The organism is Mesorhizobium japonicum MAFF 303099, from assembly GCF_000009625.1.
Classification (GTDB): Bacteria; Pseudomonadota; Alphaproteobacteria; order Rhizobiales; family Rhizobiaceae; genus Mesorhizobium; species Mesorhizobium japonicum.
The window spans coordinates 1,163,926-1,180,741 of the sequence record NC_002678.2 but is presented as its reverse complement, the minus strand read 5'-3'; the positions used below and the strand labels follow the sequence as shown (position 1 = coordinate 1,180,741).

At 64.0% G+C, this 16,816-nt stretch carries 17 protein-coding genes, 1 tRNA gene and 2 pseudogenes; 11 read left to right on the top strand and 9 right to left on the bottom strand.

Features of this window, described 5'->3' with window-relative positions; genetic code table 11:
- Window positions 1-659 (top strand): annotated as a pseudogene (locus MAFF_RS06810) (NAD-dependent epimerase/dehydratase family protein).
- Between the two features lie 54 nt (window positions 660-713).
- On the opposite strand, the gene MAFF_RS06805 reads toward MAFF_RS06810, so the two are convergent.
- A complete protein-coding gene (locus MAFF_RS06805; protein WP_010910147.1) occupies window positions 714-1,607 on the bottom strand; it encodes an SDR family oxidoreductase in 894 nt (297 codons plus the stop codon).
- A 136-nt stretch (window positions 1,608-1,743) separates the two neighbouring features.
- On the opposite strand from MAFF_RS06805, the gene MAFF_RS06800 reads away from it, so the two are divergent.
- Window positions 1,744-2,154: a winged helix-turn-helix transcriptional regulator gene (locus MAFF_RS06800; RefSeq protein WP_010910146.1), complete on the top strand. Its 411-nt coding sequence runs from the start codon at window positions 1,744-1,746 to the stop codon at window positions 2,152-2,154.
- A 53-nt stretch (window positions 2,155-2,207) separates the two neighbouring features.
- Window positions 2,208-3,473, top strand: a complete 1,266-nt coding sequence (locus MAFF_RS06795) for an FAD-dependent oxidoreductase (protein WP_010910145.1) — start codon at window positions 2,208-2,210, stop codon at window positions 3,471-3,473.
- On the opposite strand, the gene MAFF_RS06790 is transcribed toward MAFF_RS06795, so the two are convergent.
- Together MAFF_RS06790 and MAFF_RS06785 are read right to left on the bottom strand one after the other, a co-directional pair.
- Window positions 3,421-4,152 carry a glutathione S-transferase family protein gene (locus tag MAFF_RS06790; RefSeq protein ID WP_044547964.1) on the bottom strand — a complete coding sequence of 244 codons (732 nt, stop codon included), beginning with the start codon at window positions 4,150-4,152 and terminating at the stop codon, window positions 3,421-3,423. The genes MAFF_RS06795 and MAFF_RS06790 overlap by 53 nt on opposite strands.
- A gap of 1 nt (window position 4,153) precedes the next feature.
- Entirely contained in the window at window positions 4,154-4,459 is a 306-nt protein-coding gene (locus MAFF_RS06785; RefSeq protein ID WP_157865927.1) for a Rieske (2Fe-2S) protein, read from the bottom strand.
- A gap of 98 nt (window positions 4,460-4,557) precedes the next feature.
- On the opposite strand from MAFF_RS06785, the gene MAFF_RS06780 reads away from it, so the two are divergent.
- The 3 genes from MAFF_RS06780 to ilvC all read left to right on the top strand — a co-directional run bounded on the left by MAFF_RS06780 (window position 4,558) and on the right by ilvC (window position 6,884).
- Complete coding sequence (locus MAFF_RS06780) at window positions 4,558-5,016, top strand: MarR family winged helix-turn-helix transcriptional regulator (protein ID WP_010910142.1); 459 nt, start codon at window positions 4,558-4,560, stop codon at window positions 5,014-5,016.
- Window positions 5,017-5,185: 169 nt separating this feature from the next.
- On the top strand, window positions 5,186-5,839 hold the full coding sequence (locus MAFF_RS06775; RefSeq protein ID WP_010910141.1) for a TetR/AcrR family transcriptional regulator: 654 nt from the start codon (window positions 5,186-5,188) through the stop codon (window positions 5,837-5,839).
- A gap of 25 nt (window positions 5,840-5,864) precedes the next feature.
- Window positions 5,865-6,884: a ketol-acid reductoisomerase gene (gene ilvC / locus MAFF_RS06770; protein ID WP_010910140.1), complete on the top strand. Its 1,020-nt coding sequence runs from the start codon at window positions 5,865-5,867 to the stop codon at window positions 6,882-6,884.
- Window positions 6,885-6,962: 78 nt separating this feature from the next.
- On the opposite strand, the gene MAFF_RS06765 is transcribed toward ilvC, so the two are convergent.
- Complete coding sequence (locus MAFF_RS06765) at window positions 6,963-7,562, bottom strand: BA14K family protein (protein WP_010910139.1); 600 nt, start codon at window positions 7,560-7,562, stop codon at window positions 6,963-6,965.
- Window positions 7,563-7,749: 187 nt separating this feature from the next.
- On the opposite strand from MAFF_RS06765, the pseudogene MAFF_RS06760 reads away from it, so the two are divergent.
- Window positions 7,750-8,840, top strand: a pseudogene (locus MAFF_RS06760) (endonuclease/exonuclease/phosphatase family protein).
- Window positions 8,841-8,882: 42 nt separating this feature from the next.
- Window positions 8,883-9,599: a hypothetical protein gene (locus tag MAFF_RS06755; RefSeq protein ID WP_010910136.1), complete on the top strand. Its 717-nt coding sequence runs from the start codon at window positions 8,883-8,885 to the stop codon at window positions 9,597-9,599.
- Here MAFF_RS06755 and MAFF_RS06750 read toward each other — a convergent pair.
- From MAFF_RS06750 to MAFF_RS06735, 4 genes are all read right to left on the bottom strand, one after another.
- A complete protein-coding gene (locus MAFF_RS06750; RefSeq protein ID WP_010910135.1) occupies window positions 9,596-9,838 on the bottom strand; it encodes a hypothetical protein in 243 nt (80 codons plus the stop codon). The genes MAFF_RS06755 and MAFF_RS06750 overlap by 4 nt on opposite strands.
- A 138-nt stretch (window positions 9,839-9,976) precedes the next feature.
- Window positions 9,977-11,194 (bottom strand): ABC transporter permease, encoded by a 1,218-nt coding sequence (locus MAFF_RS06745; protein WP_010910134.1) that lies wholly within the window; start codon window positions 11,192-11,194, stop codon window positions 9,977-9,979.
- Between the two features lie 2 nt (window positions 11,195-11,196).
- Window positions 11,197-11,904 (bottom strand): ABC transporter ATP-binding protein, encoded by a 708-nt coding sequence (locus MAFF_RS06740; RefSeq protein ID WP_010910133.1) that lies wholly within the window; start codon window positions 11,902-11,904, stop codon window positions 11,197-11,199.
- Window positions 11,905-11,908: 4 nt separating this feature from the next.
- A complete protein-coding gene (locus tag MAFF_RS06735; RefSeq protein WP_010910132.1) occupies window positions 11,909-13,201 on the bottom strand; it encodes an efflux RND transporter periplasmic adaptor subunit in 1,293 nt (430 codons plus the stop codon).
- A gap of 101 nt (window positions 13,202-13,302) precedes the next feature.
- Between MAFF_RS06735 and MAFF_RS06730 the strand changes: the two genes are divergently transcribed.
- The 3 genes from MAFF_RS06730 (at window position 13,303) to MAFF_RS06720 (ending at window position 15,619) form a co-directional block, all read left to right on the top strand.
- Window positions 13,303-14,211 (top strand): PhzF family phenazine biosynthesis protein, encoded by a 909-nt coding sequence (locus tag MAFF_RS06730; protein WP_010910131.1) that lies wholly within the window; start codon window positions 13,303-13,305, stop codon window positions 14,209-14,211.
- A gap of 106 nt (window positions 14,212-14,317) precedes the next feature.
- Window positions 14,318-14,393: transfer RNA gene (locus tag MAFF_RS06725), tRNA-Lys, on the top strand.
- Between the two features lie 548 nt (window positions 14,394-14,941).
- Window positions 14,942-15,619, top strand: coding sequence for an outer membrane protein (locus MAFF_RS06720; RefSeq protein WP_010910129.1), 678 nt, complete (start codon window positions 14,942-14,944; stop codon window positions 15,617-15,619).
- 180 nt (window positions 15,620-15,799) lie between these two features.
- On the opposite strand, the gene cobT is transcribed toward MAFF_RS06720, so the two are convergent.
- Window positions 15,800-16,810 (bottom strand): nicotinate-nucleotide--dimethylbenzimidazole phosphoribosyltransferase, encoded by a 1,011-nt coding sequence (gene cobT, locus MAFF_RS06715; protein WP_010910128.1) that lies wholly within the window; start codon window positions 16,808-16,810, stop codon window positions 15,800-15,802.
- Between the last annotated feature and the right edge of the window lie 6 nt (window positions 16,811-16,816).

Here is a 16,816-nt window from a genome sequence, read left to right as displayed (position 1 = left end):
ATCGCCTTGCTTGTCACCGGCGGATCTGGCTTCCTCGGCGCGCACTGTGTCCTTGCCCTGCTGAACGCGGGCCACCGCGTGCGCACCACGGTGCGCTCCGCCAAGCGTGAAGCCGATGTTCTGGCCATGCTCAAGGCCGGTGGCGTCGAGCCTGGCGACAGGCTTTCTTTTGCCATGGCCGACCTCATGAGCATTTCGGGCCTGTGCTCGGCTCCGACCATTCGGCCTCCACCGAATTCGTCCAGCGCATGATGAACGGTGCCATGCCGGGGCTGCCGCGTCTGTCCTTCGGCGTGGTCGATGCACGCGACGTGGCGGACCCGCATGTGCGTGCCATGACCAATCCGGCCGCCAAAGGCGAGCGCTTCCTGGCGGTATCGGGGGATTTCATGACCGTGCGGGAAATCGCGCAGACCTTGAAAACGCGGCTCGGCGATGCGGCGGCGCGCGTCACGACGCGTGAGCTTCCCGATTGGCTGGTGCGGATCATGGGGCTGTTCAATCCCGAAGCCGCGCAGCTGGTGACGGAGCTGGGCAAGGTCAAGAATGCCAGCAACGCCAAGGCGGTGCGTGGGCTCGGCTGGGCGCCACGCTCGTGCGAGGACGCACTGGCCGCCACCGGCGAGAGCCTGGTCCGGCTCGGCCTGCTCAAGAAGTAGAGCGGCGGCAGGAAGATCTCCCGCCGCTCTAGCTTTCCTGGAATTGTTCTCGTTTCAACCAGCCAGTGCGGCCTTGTTGGCTTCGAGGAACTGCTTCAGCGTCCGCGGCTTCCTGCCGGAAAGCGTTTCGACCGCGTCAGTCGCCATGGCGATGCGGCCGGACCGCGTGTTGGCGTCGAAAGACACGATGACGCGAGCGAACTCCTCAGGAACGCCGGCCGCCTTCACGCCTTCCGTCAGGGCCTCGTCGGGCAGCTGAATGACCTCCAGCGGCTTGCCGGTGACTTCGCTCACCAGGGCGGCGATTTCGGCTGTCGTATAGGCCTGCGGGCCGGTCAGCGTGTAGGTCTTGCTGTCGGTCGAACCGGAGGCGAGGCCCGCGGCGATGGCCGCGGCCATGTCGTCGCGTGAGCCATGGGCGATGCGGCCATCGCCCGCCGACGTGTACCACTGTCCCGACGCAATGGCGTGCGGCAGGGCTATGAACAGGTTCTCCTGGTACCAGCCGTTGCGGAAGATCGTATAGGCGATGCCGCTGGCCTTGATCGCCTGCTCAGTGCCGTAGTGGTCGCCGGCAAACAGCACTGGCGAAACAGGCTCCGGATTGGGCATCGAGGTGTAGAGCAAATGTGAAACGCCTGCTTTCTTCGCAGCGGCCACCGCGGCCTCATGCTGCTTCAGGCGTCTGCCGGTCTTGAGATCGAGATCGCTGGTCGAAATGATCAGCACCCTGTCGGCGCCCTTGAATGCGTTTTCCAGCGAGGTTGCGTCGTTGAAGTCGGCGGCCCTGACAACGACGCCACGCGCCGCCAGATCGGCCACGTTTTCCGGATTGCGGGTGGTGGCGATAATCTTTGCCGGCGGAACTTTATGCGTGTCCATGAGATAGCGGATGACGCCGCGGCCGAGCTGGCCGGCAGCACCGGTGACGAGAAGGGTTTCGGTCATTGGGAGGTCCTGTCGTTGCGCCAAGCGGCGAGTGCGTACATTGGTCTCAAAAAGAGACCAGCGCTAAAATAGGAATTGACCCGGCGCCGTAAAGAAGGCAGTTTTTCGGGAGGTAGGCACATGCAGGGAACCAGCCATGGACAGCCGGATCGTCAATCTGAGATCCAAACTCGACGTCTACAAGGCCATGACCGGCGGCGGAAACCTTGCCGATTGCCCGGTCCGCGAGGTCATCCAGGGGCTCAACGGCAAATGGAGTTCGCTGCTGATGGCGGCGCTGGCCGAGCAGCCCTATCGCTTCGGGGAATTGCGGCGGCTGGTGCCCGACATCTCGCAGCGCATGCTGACCCAGACGCTCCACGACCTGCAGCGCGACGGCTATGTGCGTCGCGAAGTGTTCCCGACCAAGCCGCCCAGCGTCGAATACAGCCTCACCGATCTCGGACGCTCTATGTTCGGCGCCCTGCATCATCTCATCCAATGGGCCGAACTCAACCACGATGCGGTGCGCGAGGCACGTGCCGGTTTCGACGCAGCGCAGACTTGAGCGGCCGGGCAGCGTCCGGGGCAGCGACTTGATTTCATCCGGCGGCTGAAGGATTGTCCCGGCCAGTTCGGCTTGGGGGCATCGGCATTTCCTACGACATCGCAATTGCGGGCGCCGGTCCGGCGGGGTTGGCCGTGGCGCTCTATCTCAAGCGTGCCGGCCACAGGGTCACCATTTTCGAGCGCTTCAACGAGCCGAAGCCTGTCGGTTCCGGGCTGATCCTGCAGCCGACCGGCTTGACCGTTCTGGCCGATCTCGGACTGCTCGACGATATACTGGCGCTCGGCGCCCGCATCGACCGGCTGCATGGCGCCGATGCCTCGACCGGCCGCACCGTGCTCGACGTCCGCTACGACGCCCAGCGCCGCCGCCGTTTCGGCCTGGCCGTGCACCGTGCGGCGCTGTTCGGCGTGCTTTTCCGCGCCGCCGGGCGTGAGGCCATCGCCATCGAGACCGGCGTCGAAATCGAGACGGTGGAAACCGGCGAACGGGCGGTTCTGCTTTGTGGCAATGGACGAAGGGCAGGGCCGTTCGACCTGGTCGTCGACGCCAGCGGTTCGCGCTCGAAACTGCGGCAGGGCGTGGCCAATGCAGGCGCGCCACGGCCACTCGCATATGGCGCCTTCTGGGCATCGCTCGGCTGGCGTGGCGAAGGCTTTGACGAACACGCGCTGCTGCAGCGCTACGACAGGGCCAGCGTGATGATCGGGGTGCTGCCGATCGGCAGGCCTGAACCGGGCGCCGAAAAGATGGCGGCCTTCTTCTGGAGCCTGAAGCCTGATGATGCCGACGCGGTGCGCGCTGTCGGCATCGACGCCTGGAAGGAGAGGGTGGTGCGGCTGTGGCCGCAAAGCGAGGCGTTCACCAGCCAGATCGACAGTTTCGACCAGCTGTCGCTGGCGCGCTACGGCCACCATACGATGGAGCTGCCGGTTGGCCGCAGGCTAGCCGTCATCGGCGATGCCGCGCATTCGACCAGCCCGCAGCTCGGGCAAGGGGCCAATATGGCACTGCTAGACGCTGCCGCACTCAGCCACGCGCTGGCGCGCACGCAGAGCATCGAGGCAGCGCTCGAAGCCTATGCCAGGGCGCGGCGCTGGCATGTGCGTGTCTTCCAGGCGCTGTCATTGGCGTTCACGCCGTTCTACCAGTCGGATTCCGCGGCGCTGCCCTTCATCCGCGACAGGCTGGTGGCGACCATCGCAAAGATTCCGCCGGCACCGCAGTTTCTGGCCTCGATGGTCGCCGGCACGGTGATCGATCCGTTCAGGCGGGCAGGGCTTGTCGAAGCGCAGTGGCCGGATCGTTTCGGCGGATAAGGCTCGACAGAAAGGATCCCTTTGCTTGCAGGAAAGCATGGAGGCGCTGCGGATAATCCGGCGCGACGGCGTGTCTGATCGACGGACGATCATTCAACGCCTGCCGCCAGGCCTGGACGCGCGGCTTACCATCCAGAATGCTGAAATCGCCGATCCGGTCGAAAGCGTCGAGATATCTGAAGACAGGCCCGTGCACCGCATCGACGAGCGAGAAGCGGTCGCCGGCGAACCATGGCCCGCTCCGCAAGGCATCGTCCGCCAGTTCGGCCTCAAGGCGGTCAAACATCCCCGTCAGCGCGCGGGATTCGGCCAGGAAGCCGGCTTCGGTCGGCGCTGAGTAGAGCCGGCCGATGGCGTTGAGGATGGCCGAACCGTATTCGATCCAGGCGCGATGCCGGGCACGGGCATAGGGGTCGGCCGGGTGGAGGGGATTGGCCTGTGTCTCCTCGAGGAATTCGAGGATGACGGCGGATTCGAAGATTGTCGTTTCGTCGCCATTTCGCTGCACGCGCAACAGCGGCACCTTGCCGAGCGGCGAGATCGCCTTGAACCAATCCGGCTTGTCGGCAAGGTCGATGTCGATGCGCTCGAACGGCACGCCTTTCTCGGTCAGAGAGATCGCCGCGCGCTGGACATAGGGGCAGAGAGGGTGGCTGACGAGGATGAGCTTGTCGGTCATCTCACTCTCCCCAGACATAGTTCAGCGCGCCGTTTTCGACGCGCGTCGACAGGAACATCAGGCGGGAATTCCTGGGGGCTGGGCCGTCGAGGCGATCGCCCGATGTCATGTCGAAGGCGGCGCCGTGCCATTGGCAGACCAGCTTGCCATCCTTGCAGTCCAACGGTCCGCCGAAATGCAGACAGGCATTGGCGGCTGCGCGGATGCGCCCGCCGCTGCGCCAGACATGGACCTCGCGGCCGAAGAACGGGGCGATCAGGCTGCCCCTCTCAGGGACGTCGGCGACCTTGCAGATTTCGTGTTTCATCGGCTTGCCTTTCGATGTTGATGCAATTGCATTCATATAGATGCAAATGCATTTATCGTCAAGCTTGATGCATCTGCATCTATCGCCTAAGGTGGGCCATGACCGAGAAAGCCACGCCTTCGCCGGAAGCCATCACGGCTTGGGCCCGTCTGATGCGCGTTTCGCGTCAACTGGTGGAACGTGCCGAAGACACGCTGAAGGAAAGCGGCCTGCCGCCGCTCGCCTGGTACGACGTGCTGCACGAGCTCGCCGAGGCGGGCGAGGGTGGCCTGCGGCCGTTTCAATTGATCGAGCGCACCCTGTTTGCGCAGTACAACATCTCGCGGCTGCTGGCCCGGCTCGAAGCCGACGGTCTGGTCGAGAAGCTGCCGGTGGCCGATGATGGTCGCGGCCAGACCATCCGTATCACGGCCAAGGGGCGCGAGACGCGCCGCCGGATGTGGGCCATCTACGGACGGTCAATCGCCGAACTGGTTGGCGCCAAACTTTCAGCGGATGAGCTGAAGATGATGTCGGCGCTGCTCGGCCGGCTGCGTGATCCGCCCGTCCTTGACTGATCCTGGCCGCTGTGCCGCGACGCCTCAATGACAGCGCTGGCGCTCGCGGCCCAGGATCTTTTTCCGCACCGCCCCCTTGCGCGCCAGGACGGATTGCGCAATATGCCGAACCGTAACGTACGGTACGGCTTGCCGGAATCATCGGCTTGCCTGTCCGCGAGGGAAGAGCGTGTTGCACATCGTGCCTGACATCGACACCAGCGAGACGCTGACGGAGCGGCAGAAGGCCGTTCTGGATGCGGCGTTGCGGCTGTTGGTCGAGGAGGGCGATCAGCTGACCATGACCGCCGTGGCGCGGCGGGCCAGTTGCTCCAAGGAAACGCTCTACAAATGGTTCGGCGACCGCGACGGGCTGTTGACGGCAACCGTGCAGTGGCAGGCCTCCAAGGTGCGCGTGGCTCCAGTCGACGGCAAGGGGCTCGACCTTGGCTCGTTGACGGCAAGCCTCGAGCGTTTTGCTTCCGACTGGCTGAAGGTGATTTCCAGCGACACCTCGATCGCACTCAACCGGGTGGCGGTCGGTCATGCCGGCTCGGGCAAGGACAACCTCGGCGCCGTCGTGCTGGAGAATGGCCGCTTCGCGCTGGCCAGGCGGCTGAAGCCGGTGCTCGAGGCCGGGCGCCAGGCCGGGCTTCTCGATTTCGCGGATGCCGAGACGGCATTCCGTACCTTTTTCGGGCTGGTCGCCCGTGACGTGCAGATCCGTCTGCTGCTCGGCGACCGGCTGGAATTGACTGAGGCGACGATCGGCGGCGATGCCGTGCGGGCGACGCAGCAGTTTCTCGCTCTTTTCGGAGCAAAAACCGGGCCGCAGGGCCTCTGATTCAAGAAACGGGAAGGAAGTAAAAATGCGCGTCTATTACGATCGTGATGCCGATCTCAACCTGATCAAAGGCAAGAAGGTCGCCATCATCGGCTATGGCAGCCAGGGCAGGGCGCATGCGCTCAACCTCAAGGATTCCGGCGCCAAGGAAATCGCCATCGGTCTCAAGGCTGGCTCTGCGACCGCCAAGAAGGTCGAAGCCGACGGGCTCAAGGTGATGAGCGTGGCGGACGCCGCCAAATGGGCCGACCTGATGATGATGGCGACGCCCGACGAATTGCAGGCCGACATCTACAAGAACGAGATCGCGCCGAACATCCGCGACGGCGCGGCGATAGCCTTCGCCCACGGCCTCAACGTGCATTTCGGCTTGATCGAGCCGAAGTCGACCGTCGACGTCGTCATGATCGCGCCGAAGGGCCCGGGCCACACGGTGCGCGGCGAATACCAGAAGGGCGGCGGCGTGCCTTGCCTGGTCGCCGTCAACCAGGACGCCTCGGGCAATGCGCTCGACCTGGCGCTGTCCTACGCTTGCGGCGTCGGCGGCGGCCGTTCGGGCATCATCGAGACCAATTTCCGCGAGGAATGCGAGACCGATCTGTTCGGCGAGCAGGTCGTGCTGTGCGGCGGCCTGGTCGAACTGATCCGCGCCGGTTTCGAGACGCTGGTGGAAGCCGGCTACGCGCCGGAAATGGCCTATTTCGAGTGCCTGCACGAGGTCAAGCTCATCGTCGACCTGATCTATGAAGGCGGCATCGCCAACATGAACTACTCGATCTCGAACACCGCCGAATGGGGCGAGTATGTCTCGGGCCCGCGCATCATCACCGCCGAGACCAAGGCCGAGATGAAGCGCGTGCTGAAGGACATCCAGACCGGCAAGTTCACCTCGGAATGGATGCAGGAATACCGCGCCGGCCTGTCGCGCTTCAAGGGCATCCGCCGCATGAACGACAGCCATCAGATCGAAGAGGTTGGTGCGAAACTCCGCGCGATGATGCCGTGGATTTCGAAGAACAAGCTGGTCGACAAGGCCAAGAACTGAGCGAAATCCGTTCTTCTTGATCAGAGCAAAACGGCGCCACCAGGGCGCCGTTTTCATTTTAGCTACGTTTACTGCTGCTCAGCTATAGGGCGACCAGCATTGCTGGCGCGGGCCGCCATAGGGCTGGAACGTGTTGTCCCAGGCGCGATACGACCGGTAGCGGTTATAGCACCACCGGACATGGGCATTCGAAAGCCGCCCGGCGCGGTAGTAGCGGCGCGGTGCTGGCGCATAGTAATCGTAGTTGTTGTAGTTGTTGTACATGCTGCCGAGGCCAAGCCCCAGGCCAAGGCCAAGGATCGCGGCACCCGCACTGTCATCATAGGAGCGGTGATGATGGCGACGCCAACGCCAGTCATCGCCGCGGTCCCAGTTTCCACGATTCCAGTTTCCGCGGTTCCAGTTGCCCCCACCGTTCCAGTTGCCCCCACCATTCCAGCGCCGACCACCGTTCCAATTGCCTGACCGGCGCCATCTCCAATTGTCGTTGGAGAATTGGCGGTCATTACCGCCCGCCCATTCTTCGCGGACCGGCGTGACCGTCGGCGCCGCCGTGCTTGTGGGAAGCGACAGGTCCGGTTGCATGATCGGTCCGGCAGCGGATGGCGCCGTGATGCCTGAAACGATGCCCAGGGCGACAAGCCCCGATTTGACCGTGGATGAAAAGAGCGAGTTCATAACACTCTCCAACAGCTAAAGGCCCCACGCCTACCCTGGAATGGGCCTACTGTGGATCTTTGCGTCTGAACGGCGGATGAACGGAAAGGTTCCGTCAACCATGGCGCGAATGCCGTCAGTCCAATCGATCTTGGCTTGTGGTCTTGCGATCTTGTGTTCCGGCGCTCTTGCAGGCAAAGGTCAGGGCATGTCGCTGCGCCTTGCCACCTTCAATGTCGAGAACCTGATGAACAGGTTCGATTTTTCCGGCTACCGCAACCAGCTCAACGAAGATCGGACGCTGGCGCTGTTCGATATACGGAGCGAAGCCGAATACAAGATGCTGGAACAGGCCCGCGCCATCGCGCAGTCCGACGATACGCGCCAGCTGACGGCGCTGGCGATCGCCGCCACCCGCGCCGACATCATCTGCATGCAGGAGGTCGACAATATCGAGGCGCTGAAGGCCTTCGAATATGGCTATCTGTTCAAGATGGTGGGGCAGGGCTACCGGCAGAAATACACCACCGCAGGCAATGACTCGCGCGGCATCGATGTCGCCGTGATGATGCGCAACGAGACCGCGCAGGGACAGCCGATCGAATTCGTGCGCATGACCAGCCACGCCTACGTCACCTATGAACAGTTCGGGCTGCACACGCCGGAACTGGCGACCCTCGGCAGCCAGGCCAATGAACGCATCTTCCGGCGCGACTGCCTGGAAGTCGACATCACCGTGGGCGGCGTGCCGCTGACGCTCTATCTCGTGCATTTCAAGTCGATGGGCTCGCCGCGCAACGGGCTCGACGGGCGCGAGGCGACGATGCCGGTGCGCATCGCCGAGGCGCAAGCCGTGCGCCGGATCATGCCGCCGACAAGCGATGGGCGATCTGTGGCGACATGAATGATTACCGCCAGCGCGTGAAGATCACCGGCGATGATGTCGACGGCTACCGTTTCGAGGTGGTCGACGAGGCGCAGTCCTGCATCAACGTGCTGACGGCCGGCGGCTTCTGCGAGAACGTCATCGAGCGTCGGCCGGAAATGGACCGCTGGACGTTCTATCACACGCGCGGACCCGAAGAGCGGCATCTCTGCCAGCTCGACTATATCCTGCTGTCCAAGGGGCTGGCGGCGAAGAACGCCACTGCCGTTCCCGACATCATCCGCAATGGCCAGCCCTGGCGCACGATCTTTCCGGCCGGCCAGGAAGTCGAGCGCTTTCCGCGCGCCGGCTGGGATCGGCCGAAAGCGTCGGACCATTGCCCGGTGGCGATCACGCTGGACATGGCTCGATAGGCAAGATTTGGCCTCGATAGGCAGGATTGGGACCTGATACGCATGAGTTTCGACCTGCCACGCAATGTCATCCTGCCGGTCGATGCAATCGACGTCCGGCTTGATTCCGGCCCACATCCTTTCGCCAGGGAAAATGCGGAGGCGATCGCCGAGAACTGGCAGCGCGAGATAGCGGTCAAGCCGGCGCTGTTCGACGGCACGGTGGTGCTGCTGTCGCAACTCGCGTACCGCGACAACCGTCTGGTCGGGCGCTGCCATGCGGTCAACTACTCCACCTTCATGCTTTGGCGGAAGCGGCGCGAGAATTCAGGCGCCGAGCACGCCTATGCCCATGCCATGCTGGTGGCCGGCGACAGTGCGCTGGTGGCGATCCGCATGGGCTCACACACGGTCAATGCCGGGCGCGTCTATTTCGCCGCCGGTTCGTTCGAGCCGGACGACTTTCGCGACGGTCAGGTCGATGTCGACTTCAACATGATCCGCGAGGTTCGCGAGGAGACAGGCCTCGACCTCTCGGCCGCCAGGCGCGGCGTGCGCTGGCACGCCCTGTCAACCACGCGTGGGACCGTCATCTTCCGTCGCTATCATGTCGACGAGCCAGCCGATGAGATCGCGCGGCGAATCTCAGCCTTCGTCGCCAGCGAAACCGATCCGGAGATCGACGGGCCGGTGATCATCCGCCATGCCGGCGACCTGCCGGACGGGCTGGCATTGCATATGAAGCCGCTGATCGAGTGGCATTTTTCCGGCGTTGACTAACGGCGCGCCTTGTCCTGTGCCGCCTTGCGATCGTTGCGGGCCGCGACGAAGAACATGATAAAGCCGATACCCAGCAAGCCGCCCATGGCCATTCCCATGGTCTGGCCGACGACCGCCTGGAAATCCGGTGTGACGCGATCGGGATTGGCCATGCCGAAGCGGGCGAGATACCACCAGATGCCTGCCAGGGCGGCCTCGATGATGACCATCGTCACGATCAGTCGTGTCTTCTTGCTCATGCGCTATTCGCCCCCGATCACAGATATCTTGGCCTAGCATCGTGAACCGCGCGGCGACAGTGGCGGGGCGGGGCGGAAGCGTCGAAGGCTGTGCAAAAACCGGATTGGAGCGCCGGCAGCGTTTCCGACTGGGTGGCCCTATTCGTGCCGCAGCGCGTCGATCGGATCGAGGCGTGCGCCGCGCAGCGCCGGGAAGAAGCCGAACACCATGCCGATCAGCGCCGAGAAGCCGACGGCCAGCAGGATGACCGCCGGGCTTGGCGCGAAGGGGATGGTCAGCGTCGCCGAGGCGAGGCCGGCGAGCCCCAGGCCGATCAGGATGCCGATGATGCCGCCGAGCAGCGACAGCACCGTCGCCTCGACCAGGAATTGGATGAGGATGTGCTTTTCGTGCGCCCCGATGGCCAGCCTGATGCCGATCTCGCGCGTGCGCTCGGTGACCGAGACCAGCATGATGTTCATGATGCCGATGCCGCCGACCAGAAGACTGACGCCGGCGACCGCGCCCAGCATGCCGGTCATGGTGGTGGTGGCGCTGGCCATGGCATCGGCGATCTGCGTCATGTCGCGGATGGCGAAATCGCTTTCGCGATCCGGCGTGATGCGCCTGATATCGCGCAAAATGTCCTCGACACGCGGCTGCAACTCGCTGGTCGGCGTGCGGTCATCGGCGGCGATGTAGATGTTGTCGATGTCACGATTGCCGGCGATGCGGCGCTGATAGGCATGCAGCGGCATCAGGACGACATTGTCCTGGTCCTGGCCGAAGCCGGTGTAGCCCTTGGGCTCGAGCAGGCCGATGATCTTGCAGGAGGTGCGGTTGACGCGGATGATCTCGCCTTCGGGATCGCCGGCGCCGAAGAATTGCTGGCGCACCGTCTCGCCGATCAGGCACACGCCCGTGCCCGAGCGGGTTTCGGAATCGCTGAACGGCCGGCCTGACACCAGCTTCCAGTCGCGCGCATCGAGATAGGCGCTGTCGGTGCCGGTGACGCCGGAGGTCAGGCTCTCGGTGCCGAAGATGACGCGCACCTGTTTTTGCGAGGCCGGCGAAATGGCGCGCGCGCCGGTGAGATGCGCGACCAGCGCCGCGAGGTCCTTCTCGGCCAGCGGCCGCACCACCTGGTCAAGCCCGCCCGGACCGCCGGGGCCAGCCGGGCGGCCGGCGCGGACAACCAGAAGATTGCTGCCGAGCTTGGAGATGTCGGCCTTGACCTTCTGCGTGGTGCCGGAGCCGATGGTCAGCATGGCAATGACGGCGGCGACGCCGATGACGATGCCGAGCAGCGTCAGGAACGAGCGCAGCACATTGCGGCGGATCGAGCGCAGCGACAGGCGGACGGTTTCCCAGATCATGGTCAGGCCACCTCGACATTCACGGTGTCGGAGGCGAGATGGCCGTCGAGGAAGCGGATGGTGCGCTCGGCATAGTCGGCGACGTCGGCCTCGTGCGTGACCATGGTGACGGTCAGGCCGAGCTCCTTGTTGAGCTTTGTCAGCAACTCCATGATCTCGTGCGTGCGGGCGGTGTCGAGATTGCCGGTCGGCTCGTCGGCGACGAGCAGCGTCGGCCGGGTGACGATGGCGCGCGCGATGGCCACGCGCTGCTGCTGGCCGCCGGAGAGTTCGGCCGGCGTGTGATGCTCGCGGCCGACCAGACCGACCTGGGCGAGCGCCTGCATGGCAAGGCCGCGGCGCTCGCGGCTAGCCACGCCGCGATAGATCAGCGGCAGTTCGACATTTTCTGCCGCCGTGGTGCGCGCCAGCAGATTGTAGCCCTGGAAGACGAAGCCGACATAGAGGTTGCGCAGCATGGCGCGGCGGTTGCGGTCGAGCCGGCCGGCGTCGATTCCCATGAACGAGTAGGTTCCGGCCGTCGGTGTGTCGAGGCAGCCGATGATGTTCATCGCCGTCGATTTGCCCGAGCCGGACGGGCCCATGATGGCGACGAATTCGCCGCGCCGGATGGCAAGGTCGACGCCGGCCAGCGCGTGCACGCGGGCCTCGCCCTGGCCATAGCTCTTCCAGACCTTGTCGAAGGTGATGAGGGGGGCGCCGGCGGCCACGGAATCAGCTCCGCAGCTGCGAGGCGGTGATGACTTGCGCGCCTTCGTCGAGGCCGGAGGTGATTTCGGTCAGTTCGCCATCGGTCGAGCCGATCTTGACGTTGACCGCATGCGGCCGGCCGTTCTCCAGCACATAGAGCGTGCGCGAGCCGTCGGTCGGGGCCGTTGCGGCCTGGCGCTGGCGATTGCCGCCCGGACGGCCCATGCGTCCGGTGAACAGGTCGCTGAAGCTCCATGCGCGGGTTGCTTGCTGCGTCGGGCGATAGCGGAAGGCGCTGGCGGGCACGGTGAGCACATCCTTGGCCTGTCTTGTGACGACCGAAACCGTGGCGGTCATGCCCGGGCGCAGCAACAGTTCGTTGTTGTCGACCTCGAGCCGCGCATTGTAGGTGACGACGCCGTCCGTCGTGACCGAGGCATAGGAGATGTCGCGGATCTCGGCGTCAAACGGACGGTCCGGGAAGGCATCGACGGTGAAGCGGGCATGCTGGCCAGTCTTGACGGCACCGATATCGGCCTCGTCGACCGCCGCCACCAGTTCCATGTTCCTCAGATCGGCCGCGATGATGAACAGCACCGGCGCCTGCAGCGAGGAGGCGACCGTCTGGCCGGGGTCGACCGAGCGCGTCAGCACGATGCCGTCGATCGGCGCGTAGATGGTGCTGTTGGCAAGGTCGGTCTGCTGCGATTTCAGATCGGCATTGGCGATGGCGAGATTGGCCTTGGCGCTATCAAGCGCAGCCTTCGAGCGGTCGCGCGTCGCGGTCGCCGCCTCGAGCGACTGGTCGGTCGCCATGCCGCGCTTGGTCAAGGCGGCCGCGCGCACCAGCGCGCTCTCGTTCTCGGCGAGCGTCACCGTGGCGTCCTCGACATTGGCCGCCGCGCCCTTGGCGGAAGCCTCCGCGCGCTCGATCTGCACCTGCAGCTTGGCGGTGTCGAGGGCGGCCAGCACGTCGCCCTTCTTCACCTGCTGGTTCTCTTTGACCGAGACGGAGCGGATGATGCCGGAGAGCTGGCTGGAAATATCAACCTGGGTGAGCGGCTGCAGCGTGCCCGTCGCCGACACCTTGACGGTAAGGTCGGCCTTGGCGGCCGGCACCGTGGTGAAATCGATCCTGGCGGGCGTGCCCGCATACCACTGATAGAGGCCAAGACCGGCGGCAAGCACGATCAGGGTCAGCAGAGCATAGAGCCAGCCACGCCGGCGCGTCTTACTCCGCCCGTTCTTATCGAGCCCGAGCGCCGTCTCGATGGCGGAAACCGATTCCGTCTTTGGCAGATTGACAATCTGGTCCACGTCGGACCCCTATGATGCGTAATGTCCCTATCTGTTCACAGATCAGGGTTACCGGTTCAAATATCAAATTAAATTTCGCCCATGTTGGGATTGAGGCAGGGATGCAAACCCGGAATTACTTGCTTTACGATGTGTTTACGACCGAGCGACTGGCCGGCAACCCGCTGGCCGTGGTGCTGGATTGCAAAGGTCTGGACACGATAGCGATGCAGGCCATCGCGCGCGAATTCAACCTGTCCGAGACGGTCTTCGTGCTGCCGCCGGACAACCCCAAGCATAAAAACCGCATCCGCATCTTCACGCCCGACTATGAAATGCCGTTCGCCGGCCATCCGACCGTGGGTTCCGCAATCGCGCTGGCCGAACTGGCTGGCGAAAGCGGGGCCGGCATCTTCGTGCTGGAGGAAAACATCGGTCCGGTGCGCTGCGCCGTCAGCAGGCATGACGGCGCAGCCTTCGCCGAGTTCGACCTGGCGAAATTGCCGGAGCCATTGCAGCTCGAGGCTGATCCGCAGGCGATCGGTGCCGCCCTCGGCTTGGCGCCGCATGAGATCGGCTTCGAGAATCACCGCGTCGCCTTCTGGTCGGCGGGCGTGCCCTATGTGACCATTCCGGTCGCCAATCTCGAAGCGGCGGGCCGCATCCGGCTGGACAACCAGGCCTGGTCGGAACTGGCGCCGCGCAAGAGCGAGTGGGCCTTCGCCAGCCCCTATGTCTATTGCCGTGAGACGGTGAACCACGAAAGCGCCTTCCATGTGCGCATGATCGTGCCGGGCACGCCTTCCTATGAAGATCCGGCGACCGGTTCGGCGGCGGCGGCCTTTGCCGGCGCCATCATGCATTTCGATGCTCCGACGGATGGCATTTCGCAGCTGTGGATCGAGCAGGGGCTGGAGATGGGCCGGCCGTCGCGCATCCGCCTGGAACTGACCGTGCAGGGCGGAAAACTGGCCTCTGCGCGCATTGGCGGCCATGCGGTCAAGGTGGCGGACGGCAAGCTCTTCATCTGATCGCGGAAAGCGTTTGTCGATTTGTCGGGAAATGATTCCGGCAGGGCTAGACATGACCGATGGTGGCGGCTATATGCCCGCCAACGCCGGTTTTTGCCGGCCGAGTGGGTGCGTAGCTCAGTTGGTAGAGCAGCTGACTCTTAATCAGCGGGTCCACAGTTCAATCCTGTGCGCACCCACCAAATTCCTAGAAGACTTGGTGGAAAGACCCTGAAAGCGAGATGCGTTTGGCGCGTCTCGAGCCATGGACGTGACCGCGACGACCGTGCCAATGCCGCCGCTTTCCCAGCCATGCGCCAGCAGAAACACCCCAAGGAACGGCTCGATGCCGGTCTGAGCATCGGCCATGAAGATATTCAGAGTTTAATGGGCCAGATCCTGCATGCCGCCGCCCGGATCGCGGACCTGTAGCCATCCTCCGAGTCGCGATCGGAAACGCGCGGCCGGTGTCTGGTTCCGTTCCAGATGCTATGGCTTCGTGGCGTTGCCGCATGCCGAGATCGAGCGACGGCGTTTTCGTAGGTTTGATGAGGGGACAGCAAGACGTCGGTATACCCGGTGTTTTGCCGGTCTGGTCGTCGTCCACGGTTCCGTGACGTGGCACGGACGATCCTGGTTTAGGCGTTGAACAGCTTGTTTTCTTTAGTTGTTGCGGAAATGTCACGTCTGATGCGAACGGGCTGTAGTATTGTCAGCATCAGGGCAATGCTTCGTTCGAGGGATCAAAGGCATGCGGGCTTCCATTTTTATCGGTTCTGTATTCTTCGCGGCTCTGATGGCTGGCACAGCACTTGCCGCTGACGCGACGGTCGAGTTGCCGGTTGCATCGAGTTACAACTGGACGGGCGGCTACATTGGCGCGCAGATCGGCGGCGGGTGGAGCAAGGTCGATCAGCCATGGGGTTTTACTGAGGCCAGCCCGAACATCTTTGACCAGGACAATGCGGATGGAAGCGGTGTCGTCGGCGGCTTGCATGCCGGCTACAACTGGCAATCCGGCTCCTTCGTGTTCGGTGGCGAGGCGGACATCAACGCAACCGGCATAGATGGCGACGACGGTGGAAGCGGAGGCGACATCAATGGCTTCAAGGCGAGATGGGTTGCTTCCGTCCGCGCCAGGGCTGGTTTCGCATTTGATCGAGTGCTGATCTACGGTACGGGCGGTTACGCCTACCTCAATGGAAAAGCAGACACTCGAGATGTCGGCCGACAGGAAAGTCACTCGGCTTCATTCAACGGATGGACCATAGGTGCAGGCGCTGAATACGCCCTCACCGACAACATCACGGTTCGTGGCGAATATCGCTACGCGGATTTCGGCTCAAAGACTGTCGTCTTCAACAACTATGTCGAAGACATTAGCCCGGCCCTGCACACTGTCACGATTGGTGTGTCGTATAAGTTTTGACCGTCTTCGGCGCGGGAGACCGCCCCGCGTCGAGCCGTTACAGCAAAGTCCTTGACCAGCGCGGTTCCCTGTTTCACGCAAACGGGGAACCGTTTTATCTCTTTGTTTTGACGCAATTCCCAAGGGGAAGCGCTACGCGCCTTTCCCAGAAAACCGTTACACGCTTTTCCTGGAATTGCCCTACTTCTCCGACACACCCGCCTCGGCAAAGCTAGCCATCCTCGCATGGCACTCCAGCGCCGAGCGGACGATGTTGACGGCGAGGCAGGCGCCGGAGCCTTCGCCGAGGCGCATGCCGAGATCGAGCAGGGGGGGCAGGCCGAGCGCTTCGAGCAGGCGGCGATGGCCCGATTCGGCCGAAACATGGGCTGCTATTGTGTGGGAGAGGCCGGTCGGATGCAGCCTGGCCAGCGGGGCAGCGGCAGCGGTGCAGACGAAGCCGTCGAGCAGCACGGGTATGCCGAGATGGCGCGCGGCTAGCGTGGCGCCGAAAATGGCGGCGAGTTCGCGCCCGCCGAGTGCCGCGGCAACGCCCAGCGGATCGGCGAGGGCTGCGGCATGGCGCTTGAGGCCGGCTTCGATGGCGACCACCTTGCGCTTCAGGCCGGCATCGTCGACGCCGGTGCCGCGTCCGGTCCATTTTTCCGCTCCGCCGCCGAACAGCGCCGCCGAAATGGCGGCCGCAGGTGTGGTGTTGCCGATGCCCATTTCGCCGAAGCAGACCAGGTCGAGGTCCTTCGTCACCGCGTCATAGCCAGCCGAGACAGCGGCAAGGAAGGCTTTCTCATCCATTGCCGGTACTTGCGTGAAGTCGCCGGTGGGATGGTCGAGATCGAGCGGGATGACATCGAGCTCGGCGCCGGCGATGCGGGCGAGCTGGTTGATGGCGGCTCCGCCGCCGGCGAAGTTCGCCACCATCTGCACGGTGACTTCTGAGGGATAGGCCGACACGCCTTGCGCGGTGACGCCGTGATTGCCGGCAAAGACGAACACCTTCACCCGGTCAAGTTTGGGCATGTCGCGGCCCTGCCAGCGCGCCAGCCAGGCGGCGATGGTTTCCAGCCGGCCGAGGCTGCCTTGCGGCTTGGTCAGCGTGTCCTGGCGGCTGGCAACGGCCTTTGCGGCGGTATCGCTGCCGGCGGGCAGATCGAGGCAAGCGGCGCGCAATTCATCGAGGGATTTGAAGGGCATGGGGGC

What these genes read in the sequence shown, in the direction of transcription:
- MAFF_RS06805 (WP_010910147.1), bottom strand. Translation starts at nt 1,607, where the DNA reads ATGACCGAAACCCTTCTCGTCACCGGTGCTGCCGGCCAGCTCGGCCGC.
- MAFF_RS06800 (WP_010910146.1), top strand. Translation starts at nt 1,744, where the DNA reads ATGGACAGCCGGATCGTCAATCTGAGATCCAAACTCGACGTCTACAAG.
- MAFF_RS06790 (WP_044547964.1), bottom strand. Translation starts at nt 4,152, where the DNA reads ATGACCGACAAGCTCATCCTCGTCAGCCACCCTCTCTGCCCCTATGTC.
- MAFF_RS06785 (WP_157865927.1), bottom strand. Translation starts at nt 4,459, where the DNA reads ATGAAACACGAAATCTGCAAGGTCGCCGACGTCCCTGAGAGGGGCAGC.
- MAFF_RS06780 (WP_010910142.1), top strand. Translation starts at nt 4,558, where the DNA reads ATGACCGAGAAAGCCACGCCTTCGCCGGAAGCCATCACGGCTTGGGCC.
- ilvC (WP_010910140.1), top strand. Translation starts at nt 5,865, where the DNA reads ATGCGCGTCTATTACGATCGTGATGCCGATCTCAACCTGATCAAAGGC.
- MAFF_RS06765 (WP_010910139.1), bottom strand. Translation starts at nt 7,562, where the DNA reads ATGAACTCGCTCTTTTCATCCACGGTCAAATCGGGGCTTGTCGCCCTG.
- MAFF_RS06755 (WP_010910136.1), top strand. Translation starts at nt 8,883, where the DNA reads ATGAGTTTCGACCTGCCACGCAATGTCATCCTGCCGGTCGATGCAATC.
- MAFF_RS06750 (WP_010910135.1), bottom strand. Translation starts at nt 9,838, where the DNA reads ATGAGCAAGAAGACACGACTGATCGTGACGATGGTCATCATCGAGGCC.
- MAFF_RS06745 (WP_010910134.1), bottom strand. Translation starts at nt 11,194, where the DNA reads ATGATCTGGGAAACCGTCCGCCTGTCGCTGCGCTCGATCCGCCGCAAT.
- MAFF_RS06730 (WP_010910131.1), top strand. Translation starts at nt 13,303, where the DNA reads ATGCAAACCCGGAATTACTTGCTTTACGATGTGTTTACGACCGAGCGA.
- MAFF_RS06720 (WP_010910129.1), top strand. Translation starts at nt 14,942, where the DNA reads ATGCGGGCTTCCATTTTTATCGGTTCTGTATTCTTCGCGGCTCTGATG.
- cobT (WP_010910128.1), bottom strand. Translation starts at nt 16,810, where the DNA reads ATGCCCTTCAAATCCCTCGATGAATTGCGCGCCGCTTGCCTCGATCTG.